This is a genomic window from Pseudomonas sp. S2_E02, from assembly GCF_054668355.1.
Genome location: NZ_CP162761.1, coordinates 486,650 through 498,504, shown reverse-complemented (window position 1 = coordinate 498,504; position 11,855 = coordinate 486,650). Strand labels below are relative to the sequence as shown.

General features: G+C 59.5%; 12 protein-coding genes. 7 read left to right on the top strand and 5 right to left on the bottom strand.

Annotated elements, in window-relative coordinates; genetic code table 11:
* Nucleotides 1-24: 24 nt before the first annotated feature.
* Complete coding sequence (locus AB4O01_RS02140) at nt 25-393, bottom strand: DUF427 domain-containing protein (protein WP_116255400.1); 369 nt, start codon at nt 391-393, stop codon at nt 25-27.
* A gap of 291 nt (nt 394-684) precedes the next feature.
* Nucleotides 685-2,091, bottom strand: a complete 1,407-nt coding sequence (locus tag AB4O01_RS02135; RefSeq protein ID WP_460090529.1) for a serralysin family metalloprotease — start codon at nt 2,089-2,091, stop codon at nt 685-687.
* 277 nt (nt 2,092-2,368) lie between these two features.
* On the opposite strand from AB4O01_RS02135, the gene AB4O01_RS02130 reads away from it, so the two are divergent.
* From AB4O01_RS02130 to AB4O01_RS02120, 3 genes are all read left to right on the top strand, one after another.
* On the top strand, nt 2,369-4,312 hold the full coding sequence (locus tag AB4O01_RS02130) for a DNA topoisomerase III (RefSeq protein ID WP_460090528.1): 1,944 nt from the start codon (nt 2,369-2,371) through the stop codon (nt 4,310-4,312).
* Nucleotides 4,313-4,360: 48 nt separating this feature from the next.
* Nucleotides 4,361-4,864 carry a GNAT family N-acetyltransferase gene (locus AB4O01_RS02125; RefSeq protein WP_460090527.1) on the top strand — a complete coding sequence of 168 codons (504 nt, stop codon included), beginning with the start codon at nt 4,361-4,363 and terminating at the stop codon, nt 4,862-4,864.
* Between the two features lie 510 nt (nt 4,865-5,374).
* Complete coding sequence (locus tag AB4O01_RS02120) at nt 5,375-5,704, top strand: hypothetical protein (RefSeq protein ID WP_160039397.1); 330 nt, start codon at nt 5,375-5,377, stop codon at nt 5,702-5,704.
* 257 nt (nt 5,705-5,961) lie between these two features.
* Here AB4O01_RS02120 and cynR read toward each other — a convergent pair whose 3' ends face one another.
* Nucleotides 5,962-6,849 carry a transcriptional regulator CynR gene (gene cynR, locus AB4O01_RS02115; RefSeq protein ID WP_460090525.1) on the bottom strand — a complete coding sequence of 296 codons (888 nt, stop codon included), beginning with the start codon at nt 6,847-6,849 and terminating at the stop codon, nt 5,962-5,964.
* 120 nt (nt 6,850-6,969) lie between these two features.
* Here cynR and cynS point away from each other — a divergent pair, with 120 nt between their 5' ends.
* The 3 genes from cynS to AB4O01_RS02100 all read left to right on the top strand — a co-directional run bounded on the left by cynS (nt 6,970) and on the right by AB4O01_RS02100 (nt 8,426).
* Nucleotides 6,970-7,437, top strand: coding sequence for a cyanase (gene cynS / locus AB4O01_RS02110; RefSeq protein ID WP_093437115.1), 468 nt, complete (start codon nt 6,970-6,972; stop codon nt 7,435-7,437).
* 80 nt (nt 7,438-7,517) lie between these two features.
* Complete coding sequence (locus AB4O01_RS02105; protein ID WP_116255396.1) at nt 7,518-7,754, top strand: DUF2790 domain-containing protein; 237 nt, start codon at nt 7,518-7,520, stop codon at nt 7,752-7,754.
* A 12-nt stretch (nt 7,755-7,766) separates the two neighbouring features.
* Nucleotides 7,767-8,426, top strand: a complete 660-nt coding sequence (locus AB4O01_RS02100; protein ID WP_257358211.1) for a carbonic anhydrase — start codon at nt 7,767-7,769, stop codon at nt 8,424-8,426.
* Between the two features lie 51 nt (nt 8,427-8,477).
* Here AB4O01_RS02100 and AB4O01_RS02095 read toward each other — a convergent pair whose 3' ends face one another.
* Both AB4O01_RS02095 and glsB read right to left on the bottom strand, forming a co-directional pair.
* Nucleotides 8,478-9,980: an aldehyde dehydrogenase family protein gene (locus AB4O01_RS02095; protein ID WP_460090522.1), complete on the bottom strand. Its 1,503-nt coding sequence runs from the start codon at nt 9,978-9,980 to the stop codon at nt 8,478-8,480.
* A 189-nt stretch (nt 9,981-10,169) separates the two neighbouring features.
* Complete coding sequence (glsB, locus tag AB4O01_RS02090; RefSeq protein WP_007911001.1) at nt 10,170-11,078, bottom strand: glutaminase B; 909 nt, start codon at nt 11,076-11,078, stop codon at nt 10,170-10,172.
* A gap of 138 nt (nt 11,079-11,216) precedes the next feature.
* On the opposite strand from glsB, the gene AB4O01_RS02085 reads away from it, so the two are divergent.
* On the top strand, nt 11,217-11,705 hold the full coding sequence (locus AB4O01_RS02085; RefSeq protein WP_460090521.1) for a GFA family protein: 489 nt from the start codon (nt 11,217-11,219) through the stop codon (nt 11,703-11,705).
* Nucleotides 11,706-11,855: the final 150 nt, after the last annotated feature.

Genomic DNA, 11,855 nt, shown 5'->3' with positions numbered 1-11,855 from the left:
CTTTGACCCTCGCCGTTTTTTTGCTCAGGCATCAGCCTTGATCACCTCAAACTTCACCTGATCCGGATAAAACGCCACGTAGTCCTTGATCGGCCCGACCGAGATTTTCGGCTTCTCATAAGTCCACACCGCGTTCGCCCCTTCATGCCCCGGCACTTGCAGACTGAAGTAATTGGCGTCGCCCTTGTACGGGCAATAACTGGTGTGATCGGTGCGGGCGAAGTACTTTTCGTCGATGTCTTCGCGGGGGATGTAATAGACCGGCGGGTAGTTGGCTTCGTTGAGGATCAGTACGTGGGACGAGGCGGCGACCTGGATGCCGTGGAATTTCACTATCAGGCAGCCGGGAAGTTGTTCGAGGGCAATGACGGGACTAGGGCCGGAGCTTTTCATGGGGTTCTCCTGAATACGGCGAAGAGACCGGTTCAGGTATAGCTCATTGGTTCTGGTTGGGGTGGGTTTACAGCTGAACGGCCCCATCAACTTCAAAAGCCCCTCACCCCAGCCCTCTCCCCGAGGGAGAGGGAGCCTACCTAGGTGTCTTTAGTTCTACATCGACCTGAACGTGCGGTTTCGATTATGGATTCAAAGCCAATCGTTCAAGTCGGTGAGTTTCGCCAATATCCCCCAATCAGTCCCCTCTCCCCCTGGGAGAGGGTTAGGGTGAGGGCCGCTCTTCAGGCATCACGCAACAATATCAGTCGCCACCGCTTGCCCCACCACACCCACAGCAAAGTCCACCGAACCCTGCCCCGTCAGGTCAACCATCAAGCTGGTCTGATTGGTCTGCGCGAAGTAAGTCAGAATCGCGTCGCCCGCATGCCCGGTGAAGCCACTGACAAAATTCAGCGATGCCGCGCCCGTGGCGAAACCGGCGATGCCCGACAGGTCGATCTTGTCCAGACCGCTGGTGAAATCCATGATCCAGTCCGGCGCAGTCATGGTCGAATCGCTGGCAGCGCCGAACACGAAGGTGTCTGCCCCCTCGCCACCCCATAAGGTGTCCCCACCGCCACCACCATAGAGGATGTCGTTGCCGGCACCGCCGACCAGATCGTTGGCGGCCGCATTACCCATCAGCAGGTCATTGCCCGAACCGCCCAGCGCATTCTCCACGGTCACACCGTAAGCAACGGAAACGTTGCCGACCAAGCCACCCACATCGGAGAACGAACCTTCATTGAGGTTGATCTTCTGGTTCTGACTGAAGCCGGAGAAGTCCAGCGTATCGTTGCCGCCGCCGTCCCACACCGAGAACACCACTTTGGAGGACGCCGAAGTAGCGCTGTAAAAATCGCGCTCGGCAGTGGAATTGAAACCGTACGTGGTGTCATCGGCACGGGTCGCGTAGTTGGCTCCATACAGTTTTTGCACCGCGACAATATCGTCGAGCAACGGTGCCGAGGCGTACGCGCCGCTGCCGTCCTTGCTGAAATTCTGATCGGTGTTGGCTTCGCTCCAGTAGCTCATCAGGCTGTAGCCACGGGTGTCTTCGGCGTACTTGGCGTCGTTATAGGTCGGGTTGCCGTTGCCAGCGTTGTAGGCGCCCGGATGCGACAGGCCGAGGGTATGGCCGATCTCGTGGGTCAGGGTCTGGCGCCCGTAGTTGTTGGTGTCCGGGGTTTTGTTGACCTGATACTGATTGTTGATCAAGTACCACGACTGGCCGTCATAGCCACCGCCGCTGGGCAGGTAAGCGAAAGCCGCACCACCGGTGCTGACGTCGTAGTTGCCAAACGTCATGTGGCCATCGCCGCCCTTGCCTTCGCTAAAGGTGACGTTGGCGACGTCGGCCCAGGATTGCATGGCCAGCACGGCCTGGGCTTTTTGCTGGGCGCTGAACTCGCTGAAGTTGCCCAGATTGACGTTGTAATTCGCCGGTTTGTCGGTCAGAAAGCTGTAGCTGAGGTCGATCTTGCCATCAGCATTCTTGTCGCCCCACGACAGGCCTTTGCGCAGGATTTCATCAGCGGCCTGGTCAGCGGTAAATGAGGGTTTGCCGTTGACCAGCCCAACGCCACGGTCATACAAGTGGCTGAAAGCATCGACCTGGTCGAAAGCGCTGGTGGTTTTGGATTTGGCTTGAGCCATGGTGGACTTCCTTGTTTCTGAATAGTCAGTGTCGACAGACCACGGCGATCTTCTGGCGAGATCGTCCTGTCACTCGCGTGTTTGAATCGGCGAAAAACCTGACACAGGCGCAAACCGGGCGCTAATCAATTTCTCGATAGCCCGGGCTGCGTCCCTGTATTACCCGTCATGTGCTGCAATGCTTTTTATCTGTATATCCATACAGATAAAAGTTGCCGCTGACGCCAAGTCCGGCCATTCTGTGCACCTGTGCGGACCTTGATCGACGTGGGTGGTTATGCGGTTGTACCTCTGTGAAAAACCTTCTCAGGCCAAAGACATTGCGGCCGTGCTCGGCGCCAGGCGTCGGGGCGACGGTTGCTGGTTGGGAACAGACGTCACGGTGACCTGGTGCATCGGCCATTTGCTCGAAACAGCCCCGCCGGACGCCTACGACGCCCGTTACAAGCGCTGGGTCCTGGCCGATCTGCCGATCATTCCGGACAAGTGGAAAATGACCGTCAAGCCGCGCACCGCCAGCCAGTACAAAGCGGTCAAACGCCTGCTCGGCGAGGCCAGCGAGCTGATCATCGCCACCGACGCCGACCGTGAGGGCGAGATGATCGCCCGGGAACTGGTCGAGCACTGTCGCTATCGCGGGCCGATCCGGCGTTTGTGGCTGTCGGCGCTGGACGAAGCTTCGATCCGCAAAGCCCTGGCTGCACTGAAGCCGGGGGCCGAAACCTTCAGCCTGTATCACTCGGCGCTGGGCCGCTCGCGGGCAGACTGGCTGATCGGCATGAACATGAGCCGGCTGTTCACGCTGCTGGGTCGGCAATCGGGTTATCAGGGCGTGTTGCCGGTGGGCCGGGTGCAGACGCCGACCTTGCGCCTGGTGGTGGATCGCGACCGCAGCATCGCCGATTTCGTGCCAGTGCCATTCTGGGCGATCGATGTTGATCTGCTGCACAACGGCATACCGTTTACTGCGCAGTGGCGTGCGCCGTCGGATGCCTGTGACGATCAGGATCGCTGCCTGAATCAGGCGTTGGCCCAGCAAGCGGCGGCTGCGATCGGCAGCGCTGCCAGTGCCCGGGTGGTCAAGCTGAGAACCGAGCGCATGCGTGAAGTGGCGCCCCTGCCCTTCGATCTCGGCACCTTGCAGGAAGTCTGCTCGAAGAAACTTGGCCTCGGCGCGCAGGAAACCCTCGACATCGCCCAGGCGCTCTACGAAACCTACAAAGTCATCACCTATCCGCGCAGTGATTGCGGTTATTTGCCGCTGAGCCAGCACAGTGAGGCGCCGGGGATTCTCGCCGCGCTACGTCAGGCCGATCCGGGCCTTGAGGCGCTCAACGGGTTTCTGGAGCCGCAACGCAAATCCCGCGCGTGGAACGACGCCAAGGTCAGCGCGCACCACGGCATCATTCCCACCGCTGCAGCGAAGAATCTAGAGCGCCTGACCGGCAAACACCGCGCGGTCTACACGCTGATCCGCGCACGTTATCTGGCGCAGTTCCTGCCCAATCACGAATACGATCGCACCCAGGCCGATTTCGATTGCGCTGGTGAAGCCTTGCGTGCGGTCGGCAAGCAGATCATCGAACCGGGCTGGAAACGCGCACTGCCCGAGGCGCTGGCAGCGGCCAAGGGTCGCGAGGCACCGGTACCGCAAACCTTGCCGGCACTGACGCAAGGCGTTGAGTGCGCGGTGGCTGACGTCAAGTTCAAGGATCTGTGGACGCAACCGCCCAAACCCTACACCGAAGGCGATCTGATCAAGGCGATGAAAAACGTCGCCAAACTGGTGGAAGATCCGCTGCTCAAACAGAAGCTCAAGGACACCACCGGGATCGGCACTGAAGCGACCCGCGCCTCGATCATTCAGGGCTTGCTTGACCGTGGTTATCTGGTGAAAAACGGCAAGGCCCTCGCCGCTACCCCGGCGGCGTTCAGCCTGATCGACGCGGTGCCCCGCGCAATTGCCGACCCCGGCACCACAGCCATCTGGGAGCAGGCGCTGGACATGGTGCAAAGTGGCGAAATGAGTCTGGAAGAGTTCGTCACCAAACAGGCGGCGTGGATGAGCAAACAGGTGACGCGCTGTTCCAGTCTCAGCCTGACCATCAGCGGCCCGCCACCAGCCGGCAAAGCGGCGGCCCCGTGGAAGAAAAAACGCAAATCGACCCGTAGCAAAACCACGGGTACGACAAAACGCACAGCGAAACCGTCAGGCAAATAAAACCCGCTAGTGTTTCTGCAAGGCTCAGTACTTTCAGGAACCCGGCGCATGGCCAATATCGAACTGCACCCCGCCCAGCGCGATGAGCTGGATATCATCGAAAACCTCATGCAGTTCTACATGTACGACTTCAGCGAATGGCTGCCGCTGAAGCTCGCCGAGCACGGCTTTTTCTCGATCCAGCCGAAAATCGACTACTGGCGCCATCCGGCCACCCAACCGTTCCTGATTCGCGTCGATGGCGAACTCGCCGGTTTCGTGACCGTCGATAACGAAATCCACATCGCCGGGGCCGAACACAACATCGGCTATTTCTTCATCGCCCGACGCTTTCGTGGCCAAGGCGTCGCGCAGTTTGTCGTCTCTGCCCTCTTGAGCCGCATCCCCGGTCAATGGCAGATTTTCCATATCGACGCCAACCTGCCGGCACAGCGCTTCTGGGCCGGTCTGATTCCTGTATTTACCGGCGGCCACTTCACCCTGCAGCAGCGTGAAGTGGACGGCTATCCGTGCACCTTCTACCTGCTGCGTACGCCTTTTTCCGTTGCCTGAACGGATTCTTTCTCATTCCAAAACAGCTTTGTCCGACAATATGTAGTGAACAAAAATAATCACTACAAAACCGTTGACGGCGTCGTTTTGCTTTTGCATGATGAAGACGTTCCCCGATCGGGAACATCGGTAACACGCTTGAGCAAACTCGTCTGACCGCCGAGTTGTTTTTTCCGGATACATGCTGCCCACAAGGCAGATTGAAGAAGCTGACCTGGCCTGAACGTCCAGTACAAGGACGAGAAGCGCTGGCGAAAATTCTCAAGACGCTTGTGGCTGACACGGTAAATGTCGTCAAGGAGCCTCCCGGTTTTCGCTGCTTCTCCTCGTTGTGACGCTATTGCGTAGCAGTTATTCAACACGACTACATGCAACAGATGCACGACCCCGTACTTCACACGGGCGAGCGCTGACGTCCTGGTTTCGGTGCCAGGGATCAACTAACCGATGGGCTACCTGTATTAGCGAATCAACTTTGAAAGATCACCAGACTGGTCAAGGGGCAATATCATGAATCTGAACAATCAACCTACTATCGAAGAACTGGCTCGTATGTTCGCTGCGCAGAAAGACAGCCATGACAGCCATATTCTCTGGATCAGCAAGTCGGGTCAGGTGCATATCGACTGCCTGGCGACCCATGCTGACGAAGACGAGTTCGACCGCAACCATCAGAACCTGCTGGCCCGCCTGAAGATGTACCGCCGCGGCCACGGTTATGTTGGCAAGAAAGCCGCGGCCGACAAGGACTTCATCGGGAATGTTCTGCAAACGCTGAAACAGGCGTGGGATTCGATGCAGAACCACAACGAAGTTCGGGTGATTGATCGGTTCTGCTGAGCTAGTCATTAAATAATTGAAAGGCCTGCTTCTTTAAAGGAAGCAGGCCTTTTTTTGTTCGCTCGCATTGATATGGCGTGACTGGAATTGTGGCCCCTCACCCCAGCCCTCTCCCGAGGGAGAGGGAGCCGATCGAGTTGTATAAAATCATCCGCCAACCGGACACACTGAGTTGATTATGGATTCAGCAAAACACTTTCAGGTCGGCGTATTACTCCAACATCTCTCGGTCAGTCCCCTCTCCCCTTGGGAGAGGGTTAGGGTGAGGGCATCCCCCAGCCCAACACCATTTCAGCAAACGCCACCGCCGCCGCACTGTGATAATTATTGCGCCGCCGCAACAACGCCGCTCCACGCTGCGGCGCCTCGCTCTCCACGCGCAACCGGCGCAATGCCCGATCCTCCGTCGCAATCGCCTGCGGCAACATCGTCGCCAGCGGCGAATGACGCACCACTTCCAGCAACGTACTCACCGAATTCACCTCGATCCGCACCTGCGGCGTAATCCCATGCTGACGAAAATACTCATCCACCGATAACCGCGTGATGAAGTCCGGCGCCAACAAGGCGAAATCCAGTGAAGCAATATCTTCCGGCGTCAGTACTGCGTGGCTGTCATACAAAGGATGCTCACGCCCCACCATAATCCCCAGCGTTTCGGTAAACGCCGGAATGCATTCGATATCAGCATTGCGCACCGGCGTAAACGCAATCGCAATATCCAGCGAGTCATCTGCCAGCCCCGCCTCGATGTCGTCCATCGACAGCTCGAAAATCTGTAAATGAATCCCCGGATAGCGCGCAGCAAAATCGCGCACCAACGGCCCGACCAGGTACGCCATGAACGTCGGCGTCATCGCCAGGCGCAAGGTCCCGCGAGACAAATCCTTCACGTCATGCAACGCGCGCTTACCCGCCTCCAGCTCCACCAGCACCCGTCGCGCGCATTCGATGTAGGCCTCGCCAGCATCGGTGGGTTTCACCGTCCGCGAGGTGCGATCAAACAGATTGACCCCCAGTGTCTCTTCCAGTTGGCGAATCTGCTGCGACAGGGTCGGCTGTGAAACATGCAACGCCTCGGCGGCACGGGTAAAGCCGCCGTGATCGGCAACGGCCAGCAGGTAACGCAAATGTCGCAGCAGCATGGCAACACCATCTATAGGCAGGACTTATGCGAAGCATTGTATATCGGTCTTGGACGCTATGGATGAATCGGCAGAAGATCAATCCCACACAGCAAGCCAACCCCTGAAAGGAGTGACACCATGCAACAGTCCCACGCCTACAACGACACCAGCCTGGCCCTGACCACCCGCATTCTCGACGCCAAGGCACGCAAAGATCTGTCGTGGCAGGATCTCGCCGATGACACCGGCCTGAGCCTGGCGTACGTCACCGCTGCCCTGCTCGGTCAGCACCCGCTGCCGGAAAACGCCGCCCAAGTGGTCGGTGACAAGCTGGAACTGAGCGCTGAAGACGTCGCGGCGATGCAGATCATCCCGCTGCGTGGCAGCCTCAGCGGTGTGCCGACCGACCCGACCATCTACCGCTTCCACGAAATGATCCAGATCTACGGCACCACCCTCAAAGCCCTGGTTCACGAGCAGTTCGGCGACGGCATCATCAGCGCGATCAACTTCAAGCTCGACATCAAGAAAGTCGAAGACCCGGAAGGCGGCTCCCGCGCGGTGGTCACCCTCGACGGCAAGTTCCTGCCCCTGCGTCCGTTCTGATCCGCACCGGCCCGCACCCTGCGTGCGGGCCAACCCACCCCAAATGGTTACCCGTCACCACTGCGTCTGGAGGCTGCCCCATGCAAAAAATTCTACTGATCCTGGCCCTGCTCGGCGGCTTTTCCGTCCAGGCATCTGCCGCTGACGAAGCCGTCGCCTATCGCTACGGCATGCAACTGGATATCGCCCAAGTGCTGAGCATTACTCCGGTCGCCGATGTGTGTGGCGTGGTGCCGGTCGAGATGACGTATCTGGACAGCCACGGCGGCAAGCACATTCTTCAATACAGCGAATTCGGCAGCGGTTGCTCGAACTGAGAGGACAACACCATGAAAAACCTGATTGATGGCTTCCTGAAATTCCAGAACGAAGCGTTTCCGCAACGTACCGAACTGTTCAAACACCTGGCGACCACGCAACAGCCCGGCACGTTGTTCATCACCTGTTCCGACAGCCGTGTCGTGCCGGAACTGCTGACCCAACAAGAGCCCGGCGAGCTGTTCGTCATCCGTAATGCCGGCAATATTGTGCCGTCCTACAGCCCGCATCCGGGCGGGGTTTCGGCGACGGTGGAATACGCGGTGGCGGTGCTCGGCGTGACCGACATTGTGATCTGCGGCCATTCGGACTGCGGTGCGATGACGGCGATCGCCCAGTGCAAATGCATGGATCACCTGCCCGCCGTCAGCGGCTGGCTGCAGCATGCCGAGTCGGCGAAAGTGGTTAACGAATCACGACCGCATGCCAATGACGCGGCGAAATTGAGTTCGATGGTGCGCGAAAACGTGATCGCGCAACTGGCGAATATCCAGACCCACCCAAGTGTGCGTCTGGCTCAGGAGAAAGGGCTGCTGAATCTGCATGGCTGGGTGTATGACATCGAGACCGGCTCGATCGATGCGCTGTCCGCCGACCGCCGCACGTTTGTGCCGCTGGCCGAGCAACCAGCGACTTGCGCGATCCATGCACAAACCACCCACGCCGCCTGAGCAACTGATCGCTCCCACGCTGGAGCGTGGGAACGATCATTGTCCGCCAGATCAACGTTTTACCGTGAGATCGATCTGGGTCATGCGGCTACGCACGGTGAACACGCCATCCCCCGAAAGAATCGCACTGCGCGCAAACAAGCGCCCACTCTCCCAGTTCGAAAGCCCCAACTCTGGTTTGTTGAGCGCGTACTGCCCATCGACCCAACGGGTAATGCCGTTGCCCACGAACGGCGCATTCACCGCGTTGTAAAAACGCTCCTGAACCTGCGCATCCTCACTGATCAACGACACAGTGAACTGCGGGCTGTAGCGGTTGAACAGCGCAATCGCCTGATCCACATCGTCAACGATCATCAGGCTGACTTCCGGGGTTTCTTCCCATTCCCACTCGCGGCCCAACTCGGACTCTGCCAAGGGTTCTGCCAGTGCCTCGGTCTGATAGCCCTCGGCGCGGTAGACCTCGACCGTCGCGTTCTGCCACTCACTCGGCAAGCAACCTTCGCTGCCTTCGACGATGTGCAATTTGCAGCCCTGGCCACGCGCAGTACCGGCCTGTTGCAGCGCGTCGAGAAACAACGGTACCAATTCCGCCGCGCGATCACGCTGGATCAGGCACACGTTGAGGGTGTTGCAGACTTTGCGGTCCAGCGAGTTGCGCACCACGGCGGCGAAACGTTGGGCATCCGCATCACGATCGGCAATCAACCACGCGCCCCCCGTGCCGTGCAGGCTGACAGCGGTGCCAGCCTGCTGGGCGATACTGCCCAACTGACTGACCGCACGACCCGAACCGCGAGCCACCGCCAGCGACAAACGCCGGTCAGCGAACATCGCCCAACCGGCGGCATGATTGACGCTTTCCACCAACGACACCGCACCGGCCGGCAGACCAGCATCGGCCAGCGCCGGGTTCAACGCATGAGTGACGATGGCCTGCGCGGTGCCCAACGCATCGCTGCCAATGCGCAAAACGGCGGTGTTGCCAGTGCGCAAGACACCGGCCGCGTCGGCGAACACGTTCGGCCGGCCTTCAAAGACAAACGCGACGATGCCCAACGGCGAAACCACTTGCTCGACCTTCCAGCCGTCGTGTTCAACGCTGCTGATGACTTTGCCGCGCGTGGCTGCGGCATCCCGCCAGGCGCGCAGGCCGGCGATCATGTCGCCACGCATGCGCTCATCGGCGAGCAATCGGGTGGTGGAACGACCGCGCGCCTTGGCCCGTTCGATGTCCGCGCGGTTGGCGGTTTCGATGTGAGCCCAGCACGCAGGGGTTTCCAGACGTTGCGCAAACAGGTCGAAAAACTGGCTGATGGCCTCATCGGACACCGCCGACAACGCCGTGAATGCCGCTGCCGCGCGCTCGATCGCTACCGACGCAGCTTGCTGATCCGCCACGGGAATCAACAGCAACTCGCCACTGACCTGCTCCACCAGCAGATGGTCTCCGGGCTGAAAGCGCGCGGCCAGTTCGGGGCTGACCACGGTGACGCGGTTACCAGCGAAAGGGATCGGCGTGCCAGCGACTAGACGTTCGAGCGCGAGAGACATGAAGCGGATTCACCATGCAGGGAGCGGCCGGAAAATGTATAGGAACACAATCCTCCAAAGCAACCGCTAACCCTGTGGGAGCGAACCTGCTCGCGAAAGCGGTGGATCTGATACATCAATGTTGGCTGACCTGACGCCTTCGCGAGCAAGTTCGCTCCCACAGGGTTTTGTGGTGTTTGTGTGATCGGGTCAGAAGACTGACCAGCCAATCCGCGCGCTAAGCATCTCCAACGCCGCCATGCCCGCCAGCGAGTTCCCGGCGGCATTCAACTCCGGCGACCACACGCACACCGTGAACTGCCCCGGCACCACCGCAACAATCCCGCCGCCGACGCCACTCTTGCCCGGCAAGCCAACGCGATAAGCAAAGTTGCCCGCCTCGTCATACAGCCCGCTAGTGGCCATGATCGAGTTGACCTGTTGGGTTTGCCGACGCGTGAGAATCTGTTCGCCGCTGTGTTTGCAGAAACCGTCGTTGGCCAGAAAGCAGAACGCCCGCGCCAGATCAATGCAGTTCATGCGCAAGGCGCAGTGGCTGAAATAGCTGCGCAGCACCGCTTCGACGTCATTGTGAAAGTTGCCGAACGACTGCATCAGGTACGCCATCGCCGCATTGCGCGCGCGGTGTTGATATTCGGAGTCGGCGACTTTGCCGTCGATCATGATCTGCGGATTGCCTGACAGGCGCCGGACGAAGTCACGCATCGACAGGGTCGGTGCGGCAAAGCGTGACTGGTTGATGTCGCAGATCACCAGCGCACCGGCATTGATGAACGGATTGCGCGGCCGGCCGCGCTCGAATTCCAGCTGCACCAGCGAGTTGAACGGCTGCCCGGACGGCTCGTGACCGAGGCGTTCCCAGATCGCTTCGCCGGAATGATCGATCGCCTGCACCAGGCTGAACACCTTGGAAATGCTCTGCACCGAGAACGGCGTCTCGGCGTCACCGGCGCAATACATCTCGCCGTCGTTGCCGTACACGGCGATGCCCAGCTGATTGGCCGGCACGGTGCCGAGGGCAGGAATGTAGTCAGCCACCTTGCCCTGCCCGATCAACGGGCGGACAGCGTCAAGAATCTCGTTCAACAGCGCTTGCATGCCGGGTTCCGAAGTCTCGCCCCATGGGATTGCGGGGACACTGGGGCTAGACGCTGCGCCCGCCCGTCGAATCACACCGGCCGCCATCGTGGTGAATGTTCTAGGCTCAACCGCACATCCAAAAACGGGAGAGCAACCATGCAACTCGAAGGCTCCTGCCATTGTGGCGAGGTCACATTCAGCCTCACCAGCACCCATCCCTACCCTTATCAACGCTGCTATTGCTCGATCTGTCGCAAGACTCAGGGCGGTGGCGGTTATGCGATCAACCTTGGCGGCGACGCGACCAGCCTCAAGGTGCGCGGGCGCAAACACATCAGCATTTACCACGCGAAGATCAAAGACGAAGGCGCCAAGCGCGCCCATCGCAGCACGGCCGAGCGGCATTTCTGTTCATTGTGCGGTAGCGGCCTATGGCTGTTCAGCCCTGAATGGCCGCAACTGATCCACCCGTTTGCCTCGGCCATCGACACGCCGTTGCCGGTGCCGCCGGAGCACACGCATTTGATGCTCGGCTCGAAAGCACCGTGGGTGGAAATCGACGTTAAAGCGAAAGACAAACAGTTCGACGTCTACCCCGAAGAATCCATTGCCCAGTGGCATGAACGCCTCGGTTTGACCCGCTGAACGCGTAACTCCAGGCTCCCCCCTGTAGGAGTGAGCCTGCTCGCGATAGCGGTGGGGCAGTAGCAAAAATGCCGATTGGACTGACCCCTTCGCGAGCAAGCTCGCTCCCACAATGATCTCTGGCGTTCACAAATCCAATGTGGGAGCGAG

Excerpts from the sequence above, each read along its gene's own strand:
- AB4O01_RS02140 (WP_116255400.1), bottom strand. The coding sequence starts at position 393 with ATGAAAAGCTCCGGCCCTAGTCCCGTCATTGCCCTCGAACAACTTCCC.
- AB4O01_RS02135 (WP_460090529.1), bottom strand. The coding sequence starts at position 2,091 with ATGGCTCAAGCCAAATCCAAAACCACCAGCGCTTTCGACCAGGTCGAT.
- AB4O01_RS02130 (WP_460090528.1), top strand. The coding sequence starts at position 2,369 with ATGCGGTTGTACCTCTGTGAAAAACCTTCTCAGGCCAAAGACATTGCG.
- AB4O01_RS02125 (WP_460090527.1), top strand. The coding sequence starts at position 4,361 with ATGGCCAATATCGAACTGCACCCCGCCCAGCGCGATGAGCTGGATATC.
- AB4O01_RS02120 (WP_160039397.1), top strand. The coding sequence starts at position 5,375 with ATGAATCTGAACAATCAACCTACTATCGAAGAACTGGCTCGTATGTTC.
- cynR (WP_460090525.1), bottom strand. The coding sequence starts at position 6,849 with ATGCTGCTGCGACATTTGCGTTACCTGCTGGCCGTTGCCGATCACGGC.
- cynS (WP_093437115.1), top strand. The coding sequence starts at position 6,970 with ATGCAACAGTCCCACGCCTACAACGACACCAGCCTGGCCCTGACCACC.
- AB4O01_RS02105 (WP_116255396.1), top strand. The coding sequence starts at position 7,518 with ATGCAAAAAATTCTACTGATCCTGGCCCTGCTCGGCGGCTTTTCCGTC.
- AB4O01_RS02100 (WP_257358211.1), top strand. The coding sequence starts at position 7,767 with ATGAAAAACCTGATTGATGGCTTCCTGAAATTCCAGAACGAAGCGTTT.
- AB4O01_RS02095 (WP_460090522.1), bottom strand. The coding sequence starts at position 9,980 with ATGTCTCTCGCGCTCGAACGTCTAGTCGCTGGCACGCCGATCCCTTTC.
- glsB (WP_007911001.1), bottom strand. The coding sequence starts at position 11,078 with ATGCAAGCGCTGTTGAACGAGATTCTTGACGCTGTCCGCCCGTTGATC.
- AB4O01_RS02085 (WP_460090521.1), top strand. The coding sequence starts at position 11,217 with ATGCAACTCGAAGGCTCCTGCCATTGTGGCGAGGTCACATTCAGCCTC.